At 76.2% G+C, this 20,643-nt stretch carries 17 protein-coding genes; 10 read left to right on the top strand and 7 right to left on the bottom strand.

All coding sequences use genetic code 11. From position 1 onward, the window contains the following. Positions 1-143: 143 nt before the first annotated feature. The 3 genes from LG943_RS24830 (at position 144) to der (ending at position 3,641) form a co-directional block, all read left to right on the top strand. Positions 144-1,262 carry a prephenate dehydrogenase gene (locus LG943_RS24830; protein WP_270074787.1) on the top strand — a complete coding sequence of 373 codons (1,119 nt, stop codon included), beginning with the start codon at positions 144-146 and terminating at the stop codon, positions 1,260-1,262. A 93-nt stretch (positions 1,263-1,355) separates the two neighbouring features. Continuing rightward, positions 1,356-2,069, top strand: a complete 714-nt coding sequence (gene cmk / locus LG943_RS24825; protein ID WP_270074786.1) for a (d)CMP kinase — start codon at positions 1,356-1,358, stop codon at positions 2,067-2,069. A gap of 132 nt (positions 2,070-2,201) precedes the next feature. Further along, positions 2,202-3,641 (top strand): ribosome biogenesis GTPase Der, encoded by a 1,440-nt coding sequence (gene der / locus LG943_RS24820; protein ID WP_270074785.1) that lies wholly within the window; start codon positions 2,202-2,204, stop codon positions 3,639-3,641. A 48-nt stretch (positions 3,642-3,689) separates the two neighbouring features. On the opposite strand, the gene LG943_RS24815 is transcribed toward der, so the two are convergent. Further along, positions 3,690-5,057 carry an MFS transporter gene (locus tag LG943_RS24815; protein WP_270074790.1) on the bottom strand — a complete coding sequence of 456 codons (1,368 nt, stop codon included), beginning with the start codon at positions 5,055-5,057 and terminating at the stop codon, positions 3,690-3,692. Between the two features lie 1,192 nt (positions 5,058-6,249). On the opposite strand from LG943_RS24815, the gene LG943_RS24810 reads away from it, so the two are divergent. The 4 genes from LG943_RS24810 to LG943_RS24795 all read left to right on the top strand — a co-directional run bounded on the left by LG943_RS24810 (position 6,250) and on the right by LG943_RS24795 (position 9,644). Then, positions 6,250-7,161, top strand: a complete 912-nt coding sequence (locus LG943_RS24810; RefSeq protein WP_270074784.1) for an LLM class flavin-dependent oxidoreductase — start codon at positions 6,250-6,252, stop codon at positions 7,159-7,161. A gap of 94 nt (positions 7,162-7,255) precedes the next feature. Next, positions 7,256-7,561, top strand: coding sequence for a GNAT family N-acetyltransferase (locus LG943_RS24805; RefSeq protein ID WP_270074783.1), 306 nt, complete (start codon positions 7,256-7,258; stop codon positions 7,559-7,561). A 93-nt stretch (positions 7,562-7,654) separates the two neighbouring features. Beyond that, on the top strand, positions 7,655-8,263 hold the full coding sequence (locus tag LG943_RS24800) for a cysteine hydrolase (RefSeq protein WP_270074782.1): 609 nt from the start codon (positions 7,655-7,657) through the stop codon (positions 8,261-8,263). A 160-nt stretch (positions 8,264-8,423) separates the two neighbouring features. After that, positions 8,424-9,644, top strand: a complete 1,221-nt coding sequence (locus LG943_RS24795; protein WP_270074781.1) for a winged helix-turn-helix domain-containing protein — start codon at positions 8,424-8,426, stop codon at positions 9,642-9,644. 90 nt (positions 9,645-9,734) lie between these two features. Here the strand turns inward: LG943_RS24795 and LG943_RS24790 are convergent, their stop codons facing one another. Further along, the gene (locus LG943_RS24790; protein WP_270074780.1) at positions 9,735-10,448 is read right to left on the bottom strand and encodes an HAD family hydrolase; all 714 of its coding nucleotides are present in this window, start codon (positions 10,446-10,448) and stop codon (positions 9,735-9,737) included. Positions 10,449-10,705: 257 nt separating this feature from the next. On the opposite strand from LG943_RS24790, the gene LG943_RS24785 reads away from it, so the two are divergent. Next, on the top strand, positions 10,706-11,035 hold the full coding sequence (locus LG943_RS24785; protein WP_270074779.1) for a histone-like nucleoid-structuring protein Lsr2: 330 nt from the start codon (positions 10,706-10,708) through the stop codon (positions 11,033-11,035). 139 nt (positions 11,036-11,174) lie between these two features. Here LG943_RS24785 and paaE read toward each other — a convergent pair whose 3' ends face one another. The 5 genes from paaE to paaA are packed head-to-tail and all read right to left on the bottom strand — an operon-like array spanning position 11,175 to position 15,017. After that, positions 11,175-12,272 (bottom strand): 1,2-phenylacetyl-CoA epoxidase subunit PaaE, encoded by a 1,098-nt coding sequence (gene paaE, locus LG943_RS24780; RefSeq protein ID WP_408648647.1) that lies wholly within the window; start codon positions 12,270-12,272, stop codon positions 11,175-11,177. Between the two features lies 1 nt (position 12,273). Continuing rightward, positions 12,274-12,804, bottom strand: coding sequence for a 1,2-phenylacetyl-CoA epoxidase subunit PaaD (paaD, locus tag LG943_RS24775; RefSeq protein ID WP_270074778.1), 531 nt, complete (start codon positions 12,802-12,804; stop codon positions 12,274-12,276). Beyond that, positions 12,801-13,736: a 1,2-phenylacetyl-CoA epoxidase subunit PaaC gene (paaC, locus tag LG943_RS24770; RefSeq protein WP_270074777.1), complete on the bottom strand. Its 936-nt coding sequence runs from the start codon at positions 13,734-13,736 to the stop codon at positions 12,801-12,803. The genes paaD and paaC overlap by 4 nt, the downstream gene beginning before the upstream one ends. A 16-nt stretch (positions 13,737-13,752) precedes the next feature. Continuing rightward, positions 13,753-14,064 (bottom strand): 1,2-phenylacetyl-CoA epoxidase subunit PaaB, encoded by a 312-nt coding sequence (paaB, locus tag LG943_RS24765; RefSeq protein ID WP_270074776.1) that lies wholly within the window; start codon positions 14,062-14,064, stop codon positions 13,753-13,755. Then, a complete protein-coding gene (paaA, locus tag LG943_RS24760; RefSeq protein ID WP_270074775.1) occupies positions 14,061-15,017 on the bottom strand; it encodes a 1,2-phenylacetyl-CoA epoxidase subunit PaaA in 957 nt (318 codons plus the stop codon). Before paaA ends, paaB begins: the two co-directional genes overlap by 4 nt. A gap of 138 nt (positions 15,018-15,155) precedes the next feature. On the opposite strand from paaA, the gene paaZ reads away from it, so the two are divergent. Continuing rightward, positions 15,156-17,195 carry a phenylacetic acid degradation bifunctional protein PaaZ gene (paaZ, locus tag LG943_RS24755; protein WP_270074774.1) on the top strand — a complete coding sequence of 680 codons (2,040 nt, stop codon included), beginning with the start codon at positions 15,156-15,158 and terminating at the stop codon, positions 17,193-17,195. Positions 17,196-17,390: 195 nt separating this feature from the next. Then, entirely contained in the window at positions 17,391-20,507 is a 3,117-nt protein-coding gene (locus LG943_RS24750) for a tetratricopeptide repeat protein (RefSeq protein ID WP_270074773.1), read from the top strand. Positions 20,508-20,643: the final 136 nt, after the last annotated feature.

Here is a 20,643-nt window from a genome sequence, read left to right as displayed (position 1 = left end):
GTAGGACGCGCCCGCCGCCGCGCCCGCTCAGCCGGGCGCCCCGCCGGCCGCGCCCGGCCGGTTCGCGCCCGCGCGGCCGCCGCGGCGGCGCGCCACGGCACGCACCGGCCCGCATCCGGACCGGCCCACACCCAAGGAGCCACGTGGCCAGGATCCACCGCGCCGCGGTCGTCGGCGCCGGGCTGATCGGCACCTCCATCGCGCTGGCGCTGGGCGAGCGCGGCGTCGCGGTCGCCCTCGCCGACCCCGACCCCGCGGCCCTGCGGCTGGCCTGCGAACTGGGCGCCGGGGAGCCCCTTCCCGACGGCCCCGCCGAGCGGCCCGCCGACATCGCCGTCATCGCCGCCCCGCCCTCGGCCGTGCCCGAGGTCCTGCGCGCCGCCCAGGACCGCGCCCTGGCCCACGTCTACACCGACGCCGCCAGCGTGAAGTCCGGCATCGTCGAGGCCGCCGAACGCGCCGGCTGCGACATGGCCACCTTCGTCCCCGGCCACCCCATGGGCGGCAGCGAGCGCAGCGGCCCCGGCGCCGCCCGCGCCGACCTGTTCCTGGGCCGCTCCTGGGCGCTGTGCCCCACCGGCAAGTCCGACCCCGTCGCGGTGGCCGCCGTGGTGGAACTGGCGCGGCTGTGCGGCGCCGAGCCCGTCATGCTCGACGCCCCCGCCCACGACCGCGCGGTCGCCCTGGTCTCCCACGCCCCCCACGTCGCCTCCGCCGCCGTGGCCGCCCGCCTGGCCGGCGGCGACGACACCGCGCTGGCCCTGGCCGGCCAGGGCGTGCGCGACGTCACCCGCATCGCCGGCGGCGACCCCGGGCTGTGGCGGGAGATCCTGGCGCACAACGCCGCCCCCGTCGCCGGGGTGCTGGAGGAGATCGCCGCCGACCTCGCCGCCGCCGCCCACGCCCTGCGCTCGGGCACCCGCGAGCACGACCCCGCCGTCGCGGCCCGGGCGCCGGAGTGGGACCGCTCGGTGGTGGGCCTGCTGGAGCGCGGCGTGCGCGGGCGCGACCGCATCCCCGGCAAGCACGGCACCGCCCGCACCCCCGACTACGCGGTGGTGCCCGTGGTGATCCCTGACGAGCCCAACGCCCTGGGCCGGCTGTTCGCCGCCGCCGGCGCCGCCGACGTCAACGTCGAGGACGTCCGCATCGACCACTCGCCCGGCCTGCCGCTGGGTGTGGCCCAGCTTTTCGTGGTGCCCGAGGCCGTGGACCGCCTGGTGGGGGCGCTCAGCGCCGAGGGCTGGTCGGTGCACGCCTGAACCGTGCGGCCCGACCGGTGCCGAGGGCTCCGCGGCGCCTGTAGGCTGAATGGCTGAGATGAGATGGAAGCACACCCTGGAGGAGAGCACCACGTGAGCGCGCAGGGCAGCGCCGAAGGAATCGTCGTGGCCATCGACGGTCCCTCGGGGTCGGGCAAGTCCAGCACGGCCAAGGGCGTCGCCGCGGCACGCGACCTCTGGTATCTCGACACCGGGGCGATGTACCGGGCCGTCACCTGGTGGATGCTCCGCAACGGGGTCGACACCACCGACCCCGCGGCCGTCGCCGCCGCGGCCGCGCACCCGGTCATCACCATGGGCACCGACCCCGCCGCGCCCACCGTCCAGGTGGACGGCCGGGACGTCGCCCGTGAGATCCGCACCCCTGAGGTCACCACCCACGTCAGCGCCGTGAGCGCGGTGCCCGAGGTGCGGGAGCGCCTGGTCGCCCTCCAGCGCGACATCATCGCGCGAGGGCGGCGCCAGGCCGGAGGCATCGTCGTCGAGGGGCGCGACATCACCACCGTGGTGGCCCCCGACGCCCCTGTGAAGCTCTACCTGACCGCCAGCGCCGAGGCGCGGGCCGACCGCCGCAGCCGTGAGGTCAGCGCCGACGCCGCGGCCACCCGCGCCGACCTGCTGCGGCGCGACCGCCTCGACTCCAGCCGCGCCACCTCGCCGCTCACCCGCACCGAGGACGCGATCGAACTGGAGACCACGGGGCTGAGCCTGGACGAGGTCATCGCCGTCGTCGTCAAGCTGACCGACGAGGCGGCCGCCGGGACGGGATCCTCGGCGGCGGTCTGACCGCCGCGCCCGGCCGGGCGCGGTTCCACCTTCACACAGCACTGCTCGCGGCGCCCGACCGGGCGCCGCGCCATTTCCGCTCCGCGGCACGCATCCTGGGCGCGCGGGGCGGCGAAACCGGGAGTTACCGCGATGACTGACAGCAGCCGTGCCCGCAGTGGCGCACCCCGCGACGGCGGCGGTGCCGACGACACCGGAGAGGTCCGGGTCAAGCCGGTCGTGGCCGTGGTGGGCCGCCCCAACGTGGGCAAGTCCTCACTGGTCAACCGCATCATCGGGCGGCGCGAGGCGGTGGTCGAGGACGTCCCCGGGGTCACCCGCGACCGGGTCGCCTACGACGCCTCGTGGCAGGGCCGCGAGTTCACCCTGGTCGACACCGGCGGGTGGGAGACCGGCGCCGCCGGCCTGGCCGCCATGGTGGCCCGCCAGGCCGAGTACGCCGCGCAGACCGCCGATGTGATCCTGTTCGTGGTCGACGCCACGGTGGGCATCACCGACGCCGACGAGGCCGTCACCCGGGTCCTGCGCTCCACCAACCGGCCCGTGGTCCTGGCCGCCAACAAGGTCGACGGCGGCTTGCAGGAGGCCGACGCCCTGGGGCTGTGGAACCTGGGCGTGGGCGAGCCGTTCCCGGTCAGCGCCCTGCACGGGCGCGGCTCGGGCGACCTGCTCGACGCCGTGATCTCGGCCCTGCCCGCCACCCACGAGCCCGAGGAGGAGGACGCGGACGACCTGCCGCCGCGCGTGGCGCTGGTGGGCCGGCCCAACGTCGGCAAATCCAGCCTGCTCAACCGGCTGGCCGGCGAGGACCGGGTGGTGGTCGACTCCGTGGCCGGCACCACCCGCGACGCGGTGGACGAGATCATCGAGCTGGGCGGGCGGCGGTGGACGTTCATCGACACCGCCGGCATCCGGCGCCGCTTCCGCGCCCTCCAGGGCGCCGACTACTACGCCACCGTGCGCACCTCCTCGGCGCTGGAGCGCGCCGAGGTCGCCGTGGTGCTGATGGACGTCAGCGAACCGCTCGCCGAGCAGGACATCCGCGTGGTGGAGCAGGTGGTGGAGGCGGGCCGGGCGCTGGTGCTGGCCTTCAACAAATGGGACACCCTCGATGAGGACCGCCGCTACTACCTGGAGAAGGAGATCGACCGCCAGCTCTCCCGGGTGGCGTGGGCCCCGCGGGTGAACATCTCCGCCAAGACCGGGCGGCACATGGAGCGCCTGGTCCCGGCGCTGGACGCCAGCCTGGAGGGGTGGAACACCCGCATCCCCACCGGGCGGCTCAACGGCTGGCTCAAGGAGCTGGTGGCGGCCACGCCGCCGCCGGTGCGCGGCGGCAAGCAGCCCAAGATCCTCTTCGCCACCCAGGCCGACGCCCGGCCCCCGCAGTTCGTGCTGTTCACCACCGGGTTCCTGGAGGACAACTACCGCCGCTTCATCGAGCGGCGGCTGCGCGAGGACTTCGGGTTCGAGGGCAGCCCGATCAAGCTGACCATGCGCATCCGCGAGAAGCAGGGCAAGACCGGCGGCAAGGCGTCGCGCGGCAGCACCCGCCCCGACTGGAACCGCTGACCGGGCGCACACCGCGGGTCCGGCCGGCCGCGCCGCCGGCCGGCCGGGTCAGCGGCCGCGCCCGTCCGGGCCCGCGCCGCCGGTGTCGCGCGTCGACACGGTGGCGCGGGCGCCGGGCAGCGGCCGGTTGGCCGACTCCGCCATGAGGCTCACCGCCACGATCCCGATCACCCCGGCCAGCATCAGTTGGGCGGCCGGGGCGTAGGGGCTACCGGTGGCGTCCACCAGGGCCTCGGCCACCAGCGGGGTGGTGCCGCCGAACAGCGCCACCGAGACGTTGAACGCGATGGCCAGCGCGCCGTAGCGCACCCGGGTGGGGAAGAACGCCGGGAGCGCGGCGGGCGCCGCGCCGGAGAAGTGCACCAGGGTGAGCGCCAGCAGCAGCATGCCCGCCAGAACCCCGGCGGAGGTGTCGCGCTGGAGCAGCCAGAATGCCGGGAGGGCCAGCACCACCGTGCACACGCTGCCCGACATCAGCACCGGGCGGCGGCCCACGCGGTCGCTGAGCCGGCCCACCAGCGCCACCGTCAGCAGCATCGCCGCCATCGCGGCCAAGGCCATGAGCAGGCCGTGGGTGGGGCTGTAGCCCAGCACGGCGTTGAGGTAGGTCGGCATGTAGGACGTGGTCATGTAGTTGTTGACGTTGAACACCAGCACCAGCCCGACGCACAGCAGCATCGGCCGCCACTGGCCGACCACGGTCTCCCTGAGGCGGTGGGTGCCGCGCTCCCCGGCGGGGCCGGCGTGGGCGCCCTCGTGGCCGAAGGTCTCCGCGGCGGTGAACACGGGGGTCTCCTCCAGCCGCAGCCGCAGGTAGAGGCCGACCGCGCCCAGCGGCAGCGCCAGCAGGAACGGCACCCGCCAGCCCCAGGAGTGCAGGTCGGCGGTGTCGAGCACGGCGGTCAGCACGGTGACCAGCAGCGCGCCGGCCAGGTAGCCGCTGACGGTGCCGAATTCCAGCCACGAGGCGAGGAACCCGCGGCGGCGGTCGGGCGCGTACTCGGCGATGAAGGTGGTGGCGCCGCCGTACTCGCCGCCGGTGGAGAACCCCTGCACGAGCCGGGCCGCGAGCAGCAGGACCGGCGCGGTGATGCCGATGGCGCCGTAGGAGGGGATCAGGCCGATCGCGAAGGTGCCCAGCGCCATCGTGATCATGGTGATGGCCAGGACCCGCTTGCGGCCGACGCGGTCGCCCAGCGGGCCGAAGAACAGGCCGCCCAGGGGGCGCACCAGGAACGCCGCGGCGAAGGTGGTGAAGGTCGCGATGAGCTGCACGGCCGGCGACGCCGCCGGGTAGAACACCGCGCCGATGACCACGGCCAGGTAGCTGTAGACGCCGAAGTCGTACCACTCGGTGGCGTTGCCCAGCGCGGCGGCGAAGACGGCGCGCCGGGTGGTGCGGTGGTCGGTGACCAGGGGCCGTGCGTCGGCGGGGGAGTCCGCGCCCCCGGCGTTTTGGCCGGTCGCGTCGGCCGCGTCGTGCCGGTGGGCGCCCTCGCCCGCCGCGTCGGAATCGCCCACGCCCGCTCCGTCCTGTGCCAACGCGCCCGCGCCTGCCGCGACGACCGGCGCGTACTCCCGTCTGCGCCCATGGTGTCACGCGGCGTGTCGGAGGGCGGGCAGGGGCGCCCGGCGCGTCCCACTCGCGCGGGAGGGGGCGCGCGTGACCGGGCGGGTGTCGGGGCGGGACGGAGGTAGGAGCCGGGAGGGGTGGCCGCCTCGCGGGCACCCCGGCGGTGTTCCGCTACCGGCCAGGCGGAAAAACCCCTGGAGTGCGGCCGAAACCGGCCGGATTGCGGCGCCCTCCGCGCCTGCGCGCGGACCCATGCGTATGTATCATCTTCCCGGGAAGCCGAGATCGTCCGCTCGGTGCCGGTACGTCCGCTTTGCGGGTTTACGGGTGCTGAGTCGCGGTCCGCACGGTCCGCGTAGCGGTGTCCTGCGGTGCCCGGCGACCGGGCGGCTCCACTGGAGGGGAGGGGCCGCAGGAGGCGCCCGCGCGAGCGGCGCCTCCTTTTCCATGCCCGTTCCCTGCCCGGAGCCTGTGCGCGCCGGCCGCCCGTCGGGCTGCGGGGGGAGTGGCGCGGCGGCGATTCTCCGCACTGCTGAGCTTGAGCCGCAACGGGGATGGAATGCGCTTGCCGCGCGCGATTGTCCCACCATGCGAGAACACCAATGCGGCCTTTGGGTGAAGCGCCATCGAGGCGGTGGCCGTCCGCGGAACTCGGCAGGAGAGTTGTCGCAACCAGAAAAGGGGCAATCAACGCAAAAATGATGTAAAAAATCAGCACGCTTCTCGCATTGCGCGCGCCAGGACTCTCCGGCCGCGGGGAGTGGCCGCCGTGCCGGTCCCGTCGACCCGTAAAGCGGATACCCGCCGCGAAATGTCCGCGCGATCACGAACACCGCGCCCCGGCGCCCGCCGCCGGTGAAGCTTCCACGACGGGTCAGCGGTCCCCGCCGTGCCGCCCGTCCGAAACGTCCGGTCTTTGGCAGACTCGGTCGGGACGGAATAGCCCCGGGTGCCATCCGCTTGACGCCTACACGTCCCACGGCGCGCAGCCCGCAGTCCGCGAGCAGGCCGGGGACCGCAGCGAGAGGAGTGGCCGTGCCCGACTACGGACAGGACCTGCGCTTCGGGGTCTTCCCGACGCCCGACGCCGACCGCCTGGCCGAGACCGTGGAGCTGGCCGGGCTCGCCGACCGCGCCGGGCTGGACCTGATCGGGGTGCAGGACCACCCCTACCAGCGCCGCCACCTCGACACCTGGGCGCTGATGGCCACCCTGCTGGCCCGCACCGAGCGCATCCGGGTCTTCCCCGACGTCGCCAACCTCCCGCTGCGCCCGCCCGCCGTCCTGGCCAAGGCCGCCGCCAGCCTCGACGTGCTCTCCGGCGGCCGGTTCGAGCTGGGCCTGGGCGCCGGAGGCTTCTGGACCGCCATCGGCGCCATGGGCGGCCCCGCCCGCACCCCCGGCGAGGCCGCGGGCGCCCTGCGCGAGGCCGTCGACGTCATCCGGCTGATGTGGTCGGGCGAGCGCTCGGTCCGCTACGACGGCCGCCACTACCGCCTCGCCGGAGTCAAGCCCGGCCCCGCACCCGCCCACCCCGTCGGCATCTGGCTGGGCGTGCTCGGTCCGCGCCTGCTGGAGTTCACCGGCCGCGCCGCCGACGGCTGGGTGCCCTCCAGCTCCTACGTGCCCCCGGAGCGGCTGGCCGAGATGAGCGACCGCATCGACACCGCCGCCCGCGAGGCCGGGCGCGACCCCGCCGCCGTCCGCCGCGTCTACAACGTCATGGGCGAGATCACCGCCACCGGCGGCGGCCCCGGCGCGTTCCTCCACGGCCCGCCCGAGCGCTGGATCGACGAGCTGACCGCGCTGGCCCTGGACCACGGCATGGACACCTTCGTGTTCGCCCCGCCCGGCGACGACCCCGCCCAGGTCGAGGTCTTCGCCGCCGAGGTCGCCCCCGCCGTGCGCGACAACGTCGCCCGCCACCGCCGGGCCGCAGCGGGGTAGCGGGTAGGTGTCCCACCGCCGTACGCGGGGCCGCTCCTGCTCCGCGCCCGGCGCCCCGACCGCAGGAGCACCACCCACCAGCCCAGGAGGAACCATGGACGTGGCGGTCAGCGACGCGCCCGAGCGCAAGCGCTACGAGGCCCGCACCGGCGGCGAGGTCGCCGGGTTCGCCGAGTACATGCTCACCGACGAGATGATCGTCTTCACCCACACCGAGGTCGACCCCGCCTACGAAGGCAAGGGCGTGGGCGGCGCGCTGGTGCGCGGCGCGCTGGACCACGTGCGCGGCAGCGGGCGGTCGGTGCTGCCGATGTGCCCCTTCGTCAAGGGCTGGATCCAGCGCCACCCCGACTACGCCGACATGGTCTACCAGGGCAGGCCCAGTAGCGTCTCCGACTGACCCGCCCGGCGGCGGCCCCCCGGACCGGCGCGCCGCGCGCGCCCGCGGGGGGCGCCGCGCGGGGCGCGGCGGGGCGGTGGCAGGATCGCGGCCATGACCATCGCAGCCGAGCGGGCCGCAGTGCTCGCATTGCACTGGCAGGTGAACGTCATCCGGCCCGAGGGGTTCTTCGGCGGCATGTTGAGCGAGCCCGTCCGGCACAGCGGGGTGGTGGGCCGCGCCGTCGGCTTCCACGCCCGCGCCCGCGCGGCCGGCCTGCCCGTGGTGTTCACCCGCTTCGTCGTCCCCGAGGGCGGGGGCGCCCTGGTCCGCAACACCGCCTTCATGGCGGCGGTGGGCGACGCCCAGGAGAGCTTCCGCCCCGACGCCCCCGGCACCCCGCTGATCCCCGAGATGGCCGCCCTGGGCGAGCGCGACCTCGTCGCCGACAACCAGCGGCTCTCCGGCCTGGCGGCCACCGACCTGCCCGACCGCCTCGCGGCCATGGGCGTGGACACCCTCCTGGTGACCGGTGTCGCCACCAACCTCACCGTCGAGCAGACCGCGCGCCACGGCACCGACCTCGGGTTCACCGTGCACGTGGTTTCGGACTGCACGGCCGCCGCCGACCCCGGGGTGCACGCGGCGTCCCTGGCCAACCTCGACCTGGCCACGGCCGGGTGCCTGACCGCCGAGGAGGCGCTGGCCCGGCTGCGCGGCTGAGGACTCCCGCGCGCGGCTCCAAGCGAACCGCAACCGAGCCCCAAGCGCCGCGCGCCTACCATGGGCCCGGAAGCGGACACGGTCGGTAGCGGCGCCGGTCCGGCCGGTCGGCTTGGGGAGCCGACCCCCGCGCCGCGCCGGCCGGGCCACGGGAGGAACCATGCTGCGCATCCACTTCGACCCCGCGCGCCCCGAACCCGTGCACAGCGCGGCGCGGCCCGACGCCATGTGGGAGGTCCTGCTCAGCCTGCACGCCTTGCAGGACCCCTTCGCCGACCCCGGGCTGGACCGCTGGCGGGCGCGGGTGCGGCGCGACCTCACCGCCCCGATGCGCCGGCTGGCCGCGCTCGCCCCACCCGAGGGCTACTCTCCCGACTTCCTCACCCCGCTGGGCGCGGGCACCGGGCGCCCGGCCGGCGCCGAGGGCCCCGGCGGGCTCGACGCCGGGCTGGCGGCGCTGCGCGCCACCCCCGCCGACCGCTTCCGCCGCGACCTGCGCCTGCTGGCCCGCCAGGACGACCCCGAGCGCGGCGCCGCCGCCCGGGCGCTGCTGCGCGAGGGGCCGGGCGCGCTCGCGCCCCTGGCCGAGGCCGTGCGCGCCTACTTCGCCCTGGCCCTGGCCGCCGAGTGGGACGCCCGCACGGCGCTGATCGCCGACAACCTCGCCGCCGACCCCGACTTCCCGGCGCCCGCGCCGCCGCCGGGGTCCGCCTCCCGCGCCGTTCCGGCCCCGCGCTCCGCGCCCCGCACCGCCGTGCGCGCGGGTGCCCGCGCCGGGCGCGTCCGCCCGGCCGGCCGCGTGCCCGTGGGACGGGCGGCGGGGCCGGGCGATCCCGCCGGAGCGGCCGATGCAGCCGGAGCGGCCGAGGCGACGGCGGCCGGAGTCCCCGGCCGGCCCGGCGGCGGCGCGGTGCCGCTGCCGGCCCCGCTGCGGCGCGCGGCCCGGTGGCAGGGCGCGGTGCTGGAGCTGCCCTATCCGCTCCACCGCGACCTGCGCCTGGGCGGCCGGCCCCTGCACCTGGTGCCGTCCTACTTCTGCCGGCGCTACCCCATCGCGCTACGCGACCCCCTCCAGGCGGCCGTGGTGGTCTACCCGGCCGTGCACACCGCGTCGGCGCCGCCGCGCGCCGCGCTGGAGCCCCAGCGGCGGGCCGCGCTGGAAAGGCTGCTGGGCCGCACCCGGGCGGCCGTCTTCGAGGCGCTGGCCGAGGGCTGCACCACCACCGAGCTGTCCCGGCGCCTGGAGATCTCGCCCGCCTCGGCCAGCGAGCACACCACCGTGCTGCGCGGCTCGGGGCTGGTGGCCAGCCACCGCGAGCGCAACACCGTGTGCCACCGCGTCACCGAACTCGGCTTCCGCCTGCTGCACGGCCACCGCTGAGCGGTCCGTCCGACCGCCGGCGCGGGGCGCGGGACGGCCCCGCAGGCGCGGGCGGCGGCGCCACCGCGCGCCGGGAGCGCCGGTCAGGTCTCAGCCGGCCGGCGCCGCCCCGGCCAGGTCCACCAGCGCGTTCAGCGCCGCCAGGTGCGTGCGACCGGGGCCGTGGGCGCCGGGCAGCGCGCCCGGCGCCAGCAGGACCCGGCAGCCGGCGCGCTCGGCGGCCTCCGCGCCGCTGGGGGAGTCCTCCACCGCCCAGCAGGCGGTCGGCGGCACCCCCAGCAGGTGCGCCCCGAGCAGGTAGGGCTGCGGGTCGGGCTTGCGCCGCTCGACGTCCTCGGCGGTCACCACGGCGTCGAACTCCGCGCCCGCCAGCGCCCCCAGTACGACCTCGGTCACCCGCCGGGGCGAGGAGGTCACCAGCGCCGTGGCCGCCCCCGCCGCGCGCACGCCGCGCACCGCCTCCACCGCGCCCTCCAGCACCGGCACGGACTCCCGCAGGATGCCCGCCACCCGCTCCACGATCCGCTCGTGCAGCGCGTCCAGCCGCGCGCCGGTCACCGCGACGCCGGTGTACTCCGCCAGCATCCGCATGGTGGTCCGGTCGTCGGTGCCGGTCATGGCGTCGCGGATGGCCTGGTCCAGGGGCCGGCCGAGTTCGGCGGCCACCTCGTCGAGCGCCACTCCCCACAGCGGCTCGGTGTCCACCAGCGTGCCGTCCATGTCCCACAGGACCGCGCGCGGCGGCCCTCCGGCCCCGGTCCCATCAGCCCTGATGGCCCCGCCGGCCTCCGGCGTCACCGCCATACCTCTCCCATCGTCCGGTCCGCTGAGGGCGCCTCGCGCCCCGCCGCCCAGCAGGATACGGCGCGGCTTCCAGGGGCGGCCGGGCGGGGAGGGCCGCGGAGGGCGCGGGCCGCCTCCGGGTTCAGGTCAATGAATACTCCGAAAAAACCGGAACAAAGAGAAAGACGGCCTTGTTTGATTTTTGCGATGGATTTCCTATAGTGGTCCCCACCGACGCGAATCCAGCAGCGCCGAATGAGTAGATCTGAGGTACCGCCATGTCTCGGAAGGTTGAAGTCCTGCTTGTCGATGACTTGGACGGCGGCCCGGCCGAGGAGTCCGTGGAGTTCGGCCTCGACGGCAGGAGCTACCAGATCGATCTCAGTTCCGCCAACGCGAAAAAGCTGCGCGAGACCCTGTCGCCGTATTTGGACAGCGCCCGCAAGACCTCCCAGGGCGGCCGCCCGGGCCGGCCGCGGCGCAAAACCGCCGACAGCGGCCAGCGCGCCGCCGAGATCCGGTCCTGGGCCAAGCAGGCCGGCAAGCAGATTAACGACCGCGGCCGCATTCCCGCGGAGATCGTGGCGGAATATGAGGCCGCTCACTGAGCGCGGACCCACCGCGCCCCAGCACTGACACAAGCCGACCCAATGGAGGCGGGCCCGCCGGCCCGCCTCCATTGGGTCGCGCCCGGTTCACCCCCGCCTTTCCCGCGCCCGGCCGCCCCTCGCGCGCGGAGGGCGCCGCTCAGGCGTCGTAGTCCACCGCCACGTCCGCGCTGCGCGGATAGGACTGGCAGGTGAGCACGAACCCCTTCTCGACCTCGGCGGGCTCCAGCGCGTAGTTGCGGCGCATATCCACCTCGCCGGCGGTCACCCGCGCCCGGCAGGTGCCGCACACCCCGCCCCGGCAGGCGAACGGCAGGTCGGCCCGCACCGCCTGGGCCGCCGCCAGCAGCGTGCCCTCAGGCGGCAGCGGCGCGGTGGTGGCGCGCCCGTCCAGCAGCACGGTGAGGCGCCCGGCGGTGTCCGGCGCGGTATCGGCGGCGCGGCGCGGCGGCGGGGGCGGCTCGTCCACGTAGAACAGTTCGGAGTGCACCCGCTCGGCGGGCACCCCCGCCTCGGCCAGGACCCCGCGCGCGCCCTCGATCAGCGGCAGCGGCCCGCACAGCCAGACGTCGTCGACCGCTTCCACCGGCACCAGGGCGGCCAGCAGCCGGCGCAGCCGGTCGGGGTCCAGCCGGCCCGAGAGAAGTTCGGCCTCGCGCGGCTCGCGGGAGAGCACGTGCACGAGGTGGAACCGGTCGGGGTGGCGGTCCTTGAGGTCGGCCAGCTCCTCGCCGAACATCACCGTGGCGCTGGTGCGGTTGGCGTAGACCAGCGTCGCCCGCGACCGGGGGTCGGCCAGCACGGACGCGGCGATGGACAGCACGGGGGTGATCCCCGACCCGGCGGCGATGAGCAGGTGGTGCCCCGGGCGCGCGGGGTCGGCGCGGAACGCGCCCGAGGGCGGGGCCGCCTCCACCACGTCGCCGGGCGCGGCCTCGCGCACGAGCCAGGACGAGAACAGGCCGCCGGGCACCTCGCGCACGCCGATGCGCAGGGGGCCGCCCGTCGGAGCGCACACCGAGTAGGTGCGCCGGTGCTCGACCCCGCCGACGCGGCGGCGCAGGGTGATCGACTGCCCGGGCGCGAACGCGAACTCCGCGGCCAGCTCGGCGGGGACTTCGAAGGTCACCGCGGCGGCGTCGGCGCACAGCCGCTCCACCGCCGCCACGCGCAGCGGGTGGAAGACGGGTGCGCGGCGCCGCGCACCGGCCCGGTCGGCGCCGGCCAGGACGCTCACCTCAGATCTCCTTCACGTGCTCGAACGGCTCGCCGCAGGCGGCGCAGCGGTACAGCGCCCGGCAGGCCGTCGCGCCGAACTCCGACGTCAGCTCGGCTCCGCCCGCGCCGCAGCGCGGGCAGCGCAGCGCTCGCCGGCGCGGCACCAGCGACAGCGGCACCGGGCCGCCGTGCCGGGGCGCCGGCCCGGGCGGGGAGATCCCGTGCTCGGCCAGGCGGCGCCGGCCCCGCTCGGTGATCCAGTCGGAGGTCCAGGGCGGGTGCAGCGCGGTGCGCACCCGCACCTCGGCGAACCCGGCGGCCTTCAGCGCCCGCACCACGTCGGCCCGCATCGCCGCCATGGCCGGGCACCCGGAGTAGGTGGGGGTGAGCGCGACGTCCACCCCGCCCTCGGCGTCGGCGCTCACCTCGCGCAGCACGCCCAGGTCGGCCAGCGTCAGCATGGGCAGTTCGGGGTCGGTGACGGCGGCGGCCGCGCGCCGGGCGCGGGCCGTGGCCGCCGCCACCGCCGCCGGGCCGGGCGCCGCGCTCACCACGACCCCAGGGGGTGCGCGCGGGCGACCGACTGCATCTCGGCCAGCAGCCGGCCCAGCTCCTCGGTGTGCACGCCGTCGCGGCCGGCCCGCCCGCCCACCCGGGCCAGGCCGGGGACCTCGGGCGGGGCGAGCCCGGCCGCCGCCCAGACCTCGCCCAGCACCGCCGCGCAGGGGGCGCGCAGGTCCTCGGGCGCCGGGCCGACGCCGGCCGCGGCCACGCGCCGCTCCACCGGGTGGGACTGGAACAGTTCGTCGTGGTAGGGCCACACCGCCTCCAGGGCCGCGCGCACGCGGCGGGCGGACTCCTCGGTGCCCCGGGCCAGCACCACCGTCCAGCGGGCGGCGTGGTCGCGGTGGTAGGCGACCTCCTTGACGCCCTTGGCCGCCACCGCCGCCAGCACCGGGTCGCGGGAGTCGCGCAGCCGCTCCAGCAGCGCCAGCCGCCACACCGCGAACAGCAGCAGGCGCACGGTGGAGCGGGCGAAGTCGCCGTTGGCGGTCTCGACCAGGCGGACGTTGCGGAAGCCGGGCTCGTCGCGGAAGAACGCCAGCGCGTCCTCGGGCGGGGCGGGGGAGCCCGGCGGCAGGGCCGGCACCGCGCCGGGGTCGGCCTGGGCGGCGCGCGCCAGCAGCGGGCGGGCCTGGCCCAGCAGGTCCAGCGCGATGTTGGCCAGGGTGACGTCCTCCTCCAGTTCGGGGGCGCGGCTGCACCACTCGGCCAGGCGCTGGGCCAGCACCAGGGCGTCGTCGCCCAGCATCAGGCAGTAGGCGGCGAGGTCGGCGCGGTCCACGCCGTCGGGCACGGCGGTGTCGACCCCGGCCAGCGGGTCGTCGAACCCGGTGCCGAACGCCCAGTGGGAGGCGTCGGTGTCGCCCAGCAGGCCGGCGTAGACCGACTCCTGGTCCCCGGCGGGGTCGTGCGTGGTCATCGGCGGCTCACCCGGCTCACATGTGGGGGACGTCGGCGGGGATGGTGTAGAAGGTGGGGTGCCGGTAGACCTTGTCGCCCGAGGGCGCGAACATCGGGTCCTTCTCCTCGGGGCTGGAGGCGGTGATCAGGTCCGAGCGCACCACCCAGATGCTGACCCCCTCGTTGCGCCGGGTGTAGACGTCGCGGGCGCTGCGCAGCGCCATGGTGTCGTCGGCCGCGTGCAGGGAGCCCACGTGCACGTGGTTGAGGCCGCGCTTGCCGCGCACGAACACCTCGTAGAGCGGCCAGTCGCCGGCCGCGCGGGGGGCGGTGCCCTCGGTGGTCACGGCGCCTCCTCTCCGGCGGCGCGGGCGGCGAAGGCCGCGGCGGCCTCGCGCACCCAGGCGCCGTCCTCGTGGGCGCGGCGGCGGTGCGCCAGCCGCTGGGCGTTGCAGGGGCCGTTGCCCGAGATGACCGCGCGCAGCTCCGCCCAGTCGGGCTCGCCGAAGTCGTAGGAGCCGCGCTCGGGGTTCCAGGCGAGGTCGGGGTCGGGCAGGGTGACCCCCAGCGCCTCGGCCTGGGGCACGGTCATGTCGACGAACCGCTGGCGCAGTTCGTCGTTGGTGTGGCGCTTGATTCCCCAGGCCATGGACTGCGCGGTGTTGGGGGAGTCGGTGTCGGGCGGGCCGAACATCATCAGCGAGGGCCACCAGAACCGGTTCACCGAGTCCTGGACCATGGCGCGCTGGGCGTCGGTGCCGCGCATCATCGTCATCAGGAGTTCGTAGCCCTGGCGCTGGTGGAAAGACTCCTCCTTGCAGATGCGGATCATGGCGCGGCTGTAGGGGCCGTAGGAACCGCGGCACAGCGGCACCTGGTTGCAGATGGCGGCGCCGTCGACCAGCCAGCCGATGGTGCCGACGTCGGCGTAGCTGAGGGTGGGGTAGTTGAAGATCGAGGAGTACTTCTGGGCGCCGGAGATCAGCCGCCGGGTGAGGTCGGCGCGGTCGGCGCCCAGGGTCTCGGCCGCCGAGTACAGGTAGAGCCCGTGCCCGGCCTCGTCCTGGACCTTGGCCAGCAGGATGGCCTTGCGCCGCAGCGAGGGCGCGCGCGAGATCCAGTTGCCCTCGGGCTGCATGCCGATGATCTCGGAGTGGGCGTGCTGGGCGATCTGGCGGATGAGGGTGCGGCGGTAGCCCTCGGGCATCCAGTCGCGCGGCTCGATCCGCTCCTGCGCGGCGACCACCGCCTCGAACCGCGCGTTCAGCTCCGCCTCGGCGGGTGCGGCCGGTGCCGTCATGGCCCCTCCCGGGGTGCGCGCCGGATCATTTACTGACCGATCGGTCTGTAATAGTGTGCACGATGCGGGGCCGGGGCGCAACGACGGGCGCCGGCAAGGGCGCATCGGGCTTGAGGGCGTGAGGGAAGGACTGCGGCCGTGGGCGCACTACTGGAGAGCTACGCGCAGGGCACCTGGTTCCGCGCGGCCGACGAGGGCCGGCCGCTCACCGACGCCGCCACCGGCGCGACGGTGGCCCGGCTGTCCAGCACCGGACTGGATGTCGCCGGCATGGTGGAGTACGGCCGCCGCGTGGGCGGCCCGGCGCTGCGCGCGCTCACCTTCCACGAGCGCGCCGCCGTCCTCAAGAGCCTGGCCAAGCACCTCACCGGGTTCACCGACGAGTTCCACGCGCTGTCCCACCGCACCGGCGCCACCGTGCGCGACAACGCCTTCGACGTCGACGGCGGGCTGGGCACCCTGTTCAGCTACGCCGGCCGGGGCGTGCGCGAACTCCCCAACGACACCGTCTACCTCGACGGCCCCACCGAGCGGCTGGGGCGCGGCGGCACGTTCGCCGGCCAGCACGTCTACACCTCCCGGCCCGGCGTCGCCGTGCAGATCAACGCCTTCAACTTCCCCGTGTGGGGCATGCTGGAGAAGTTCGCGCCGGCCTTCCTCGCCGGGCTGCCCACCATCGTCAAGCCCGCCGCGCCCACCGCCTACCTCACCGAGCGCGTGGTGCGGCGCGTCGTGGAGTCGGGCCTGCTGCCCGAGGGGTCGCTCCAACTGCTGGCCGGCGGCCCCGAGGGGCTGCTGGACCACCTCGGCCCCCAGGACACCGTCGCCTTCACCGGATCGGCCGCCACCGGGGCGCTGCTGCGCGCCCACCGCGCCGTGGTCTCGGGCGGGGTGCGGCTCCAGGTCGAGGCCGACTCCCTCAACTGCTCGGTGCTGGGCCCCGACGTCGCGCCCGAGGACCCCGAGTTCGCGCTCTACATCGACCAACTGGTCACCGAGATGACCGTCAAGGCCGGGCAGAAGTGCACCGCCATCCGCCGGGCGCTGGTGCCCGAGCACCGCGTCGAGGACGTCGTCGCGGCGGCGGCCGAGCGGCTGGCCGCCGTCGTGGTGGGCGACCCCGCCGACCCCGGCGTCGACATGGGGCCCCTGGCCGGCCACGACCAGCGCACCGAGGTGCGCGCGGCCGTGGCCGCCCTGCGCGCCGGCGCCGACACCGCCTACGGCGACCCCGACCGCGGCGCGCTCTCCGGTGCCGACCGCGAGCGCGGCGCGTTCGTGTCGCCCGTGCTGCTGCGCGCCCGCACCGGCGCCGCCCAACCCCACGACGTCGAGGCGTTCGGCCCCGTCAGCACGGTGATCGGCTACCGCACGGTGGAGGACGCCGTGGCCCTGGCCGCGCGCGGGCGCGGCAGCCTGGTGGGGTCGGTCGTCACCCGCGACCCGGCCGTGGCCCGCGCGGTGGTGCTGGGCTGCGCGCCCTGGCACGGCCGCATCCTGGTGCTGGACGGCGACTGCGCCGAGGAGTCCACCGGCCACGGCGCCCCGCTGCCGGTGCTGGTCCACGGCGGCCCCGGGCGCGCCGGCGGCGGCGAGGAGTTGGGCGGGGTGCGCGGGGTGCTGCACCACATGCAGCGCACCGCCGTGCAGGGCTCGCCCGACATGCTCACCGCCGTCACCGGCCGCTGGACCACCGGCTCGCGCCGCACGACCGGGCAGGAGCACCCCTTCCGCAAGAGCCTGGCGCGGCTGCGGATCGGCGACACCGTCTCCTCGGCGCCGCGCACGGTCACCCTCGACGACATCGCCCACTTCGCGGAGTTCACCGGCGACACCTTCTACGCCCACACCGACCCCGAGGCCGCGGCGGCCAACCCCCTCTTCGGCGGGATCGTCGCCCACGGCTACCTCGTGGTGTCGCTGGCCGCCGGGCTGTTCGTGGACCCCGCGCCGGGGCCGGTTCTGGCCAACTACGGCGTTGACAACCTCCGCTTCCGCACCCCGGTGAAGGCCGGCGACAGCATCGCGGTCCAGTTGACGGCCAAGCAGATCACCCCGCGCGCCGGCGCCGACTACGGCGAGGTCCGCTGGGACGCGGTCGTGCGCAACGGTGACGGCGACACCGTGGCGACCTACGATGTGCTCACCCTCGTCGCCAAGGAGGACCCGGCCGGGTGAGCGCCCGCGCGCCGCGCCCCGCCGACCCTCCGGGCCGCCGCCCGCCGGCCGCGTGAAGAACCGGTGAACTCCGCCGGTCCGGTCGGTACGGGCATGGACACCGGCGCCGCGGGGGCCGAGCATGGGGTCCCCCCGGACCCCGTCCCTCGGCCGGGCGCGACCCCCCACAGGTGAACAGGAGCGCGGAGACCCCCGATGCCGGTGAAGAAGAAGGCCGGTGCGGCCGACCGGACCGGACCGCGCATCCGGTGGTGGCTGGTGGGCGTGCTGGCCGGGGTGGGCGCGTGCGCCGGCGCGCTGGCCGTCCTGGGCGACATGGCGCCCAGCGCCCCCTTCCTCCTGGTGGGGGCCGCCGGCGCCCTCTCCGGGGTGCTGGGCACCGTCAACGAGCTGATCCGCATGCGCATGCTGGACCCGCCGGCCGAGCGGCTCCCGGCCGCGCCGCCTGTCCCGGCCGGCCCCGCCGAGCGGCTGGCCGAGCGCGACGACATGTCCTACGCCAGCCCCTACTTCGCCGGCCGCGCCGAGGTCATCGCCGCCGTCGAAGGCGACATCGAGGCGCACTTCGCGGGCGGCGCCGGCCCCACCGCCACCGACCCGCTGATCATCGCCGTCACCGGCGGGCGGGGGCTGGGCAAGAGCGAACTCGCCCTGCACCTGGTCCAGCGCCTGGAGCACCGGTTCGCCGACGGCTGGCTGGCCAAGGTCCTCAACGGCGGCCCCGAGCCGCCCGTGGAGGCCGGCGCCCGCCACCCCGGCCGGCGCGAGCAGCCGTTCGCGCCGCCGCGCCGCCGGCCCCGCCACCCCGAGAAGGTCCTGGCCGAGATGCTGCGCCTGGTCAACGAGCCCCCGCAGCGCGACGACCTCGACGTCAAGGCGCTGAGCGCGGCCTGGAAGGCGGCCACCCGCCGGCGCAGCCTGCTCGTGGTGCTCGACGACGCCAAGGACTTCGCGCAGGTCAGGCCGCTGCTGCCGGAAGGGCCGCGCAACGCCGTGGTGATCACCAGCAGCGACGCCCTCACCGAGGCCGGGCGGCACGGCGTGCGGCACTACCGCCGCTACCCGCTGGGGCCGCTCACCCCCGAGGAGGGCGCGGAGCTGCTGAGGAGCATCATCGGCGGGCGCGCGGCCGACCTCACCCCCGAGAGCCTGCGCGAGGTCGCCGAGCAGTGCCAGGGGCACCCGCTGTCCATCTCCTTCTGCGGCATGCGCATGCGCGGCCCCGACGGCTGGCGGCCCGAGCAACTGCTGGCCGAGTTGCGCAGCGACCGCAACACCGTGCTGCTGGGGCCGGCCGGGGTCACCGCGGCCTTCGCCGAGGCGTTCGGCGAGTGCGCCCCCGCCGAGCGGCTGCTGCTCAGCAGGTTCGCCCGCATCGGGCTCAGCAGCTACACCCCGTGGTCGGCCGCCGCCCTGCTGGGCACCGACACCGCCGCCGCCCGCGCGCTCCTGGACGGCCTGTGCGACCGCTACCTCCTCAAGCGGCTCAACGAGGAGGCCGACGGCCGGTTCCGCTACGCGCTGGACGCCGACGTCCGCACCATCCTCCAGGGCAACGACGCGCGGGCGCTGGGCGTGCCGCGCCCCGAGTTGCTGCGCTGGTCGGCGCCCGCCCTGACCCGCGCCATGGACCGGCTGCTGGCCGCCTACGCGTGGCTGGCCCAGGAGGCGGCGCGCGCCCGCGCGCCCCAGGAGTGGGGCTTCACCGAGCCGGACCTGCCGCCGGCCGCCGCCGCGCCGGAGTTGGGGCTGCGCGCGCCCGAGCGCCCCGACACCTGGTTCGAGTCCGAGCGGCAGAACCTGCGCGCGTGCCTGACCCTCGCCGAGAACCGGGGCGCCACCGCCCTGGCCTGGCGGCTGGCCCGCTCCATCGCCGCGCTGTGCCGGGGCGGCCGGGTGTACTGGCAGGACTGGGGCGAGACCCTGGAGCGCTGCTCCGCGCACGCCCTCACCCTCGGCGACCGGCTGGCCCAGGGGATCTCCCTGCTGGACCGGGCGGAGTTCGCCGGCAGCCAGGGCCGGCACACCGACGCCGTGGACGTCGCGCGCCAGGCCCGGCGCGCGTTCGCCGACGGCGACGTGCGCTGGCAGGCGCGCGCCGCCCGCGCCATCGGCGTCAACCTGTACCGGCGCGGCGACCGCGACGAGGGCGAGAGCGAACTGGTGTGGGCCGAGCGGGTGTTCGGCGAGTGCGGCGAGGGGCGCTGGCACGCCCGCACCCTGTGCAACCTGGGGGAGCTGTACCGGTTCCGCGGCGACTACGAGCGCGCCCACGCCCACCTCGTCGCCGCCCGCGCGGAGTCGGCGGCCAACGGCGACACCGACCAGTCGGCCAACGCCGGGCTGGTGCTGGGCGAGGTCCTGGGCCACCTCAAGCAGGACCTGCGGGCGTGGCTGGTGCTGCGCGACGTCCTGGACACCCTGGAGGCCACCGGCGGCGCCGACTGGTACCGCGCCCGCTGCCTGCGCACCATGGGCCGGCTGGACCCGATCCGGCTGCGCGACCAGTACGACGCCTGCGACCTGCTGCTCGACCCCGAGGCCGAAGCGGCGCGCGCGGCGCACTGGCTCCGGTACTTCGAGCGGCGCACGCTGGGCCGGCCGGTGTCGGAGCGGGAGGCGGCCGAGCGGGCGCGGCAGTGGAGCGAGAGCCTGCACGCGGACGCGCGGCGCTGCCTGGGCGAGGAGAACTGGCCGGTCTACGTCCGCACGTCCGGCGGGCGCCCCCGGTGGTCCACGTCCCCGGCGGCCCGCCGCCTCGCCCGGGACCGGGCCGAGTGGAGCCACGAGGCCGCCGTCGCCCGCGTGGAGGAGGCCGACGACCTGCTGCGCCGTGCGGGCGACGAGTGGGGGAGCCACCGCACCCGGCTCATCCTGGGCGAGCTGGTGATGAAGACGGACGGGGACCGGGGCGGGGAGGTCATGGAGGCGGCGGCCGAGGGGTTCGCCGCCCTGGAGGACTGGTGGTGGCACGCGCGGGCGCTGCGCCACACGGCCCAGGAGCTGTTCGCCATCAGGCGCACAGCGGAGGCCCGGGAGAAGGCGGAGCGCGCCAAGGTGGGTTACGAGCGGTTGAGCAACCTGTCGGGGCTGCTGCGCACCCAGATCCTGCTCGGCAAGATCCTCAGCCAGGCCGGTGACAACCGCGCCGCCCGGGAGGAGTTGGGCTCCGCCCTGGAACGGGCGCGGGAGGGCAGCGCCAAGAACATCGTCCACCGCGCGCTGCTGGAGGAGGTGGAGCACGTCCACACCACCCTGGTGGGCGAGGACCCCCGCCGCAGCCTGCGCGGAGTCGGCGAGACGGAGGCTTAGCCGGCGGGAGGTCGGTTGCGGGGTGGGTGGTCGGTCGGGGGCGACGAGGGGAGTGCGGCCGGGTGTGGTGCCGGGCGCGCGACCACGGTGCCGCAGGAACCCCGAGGAGACCAGAGCGCTCACCATGCGCCGCCGT

The sequence above is a fragment of the Streptomonospora mangrovi genome (assembly GCF_027604915.1).
Lineage (GTDB): Bacteria > Actinomycetota > Actinomycetes > Streptosporangiales > Streptosporangiaceae > Streptomonospora > Streptomonospora mangrovi.
Note: the sequence above shows the minus strand (reverse complement) of the source record. Positions and strands in the feature narration are given on the sequence as shown.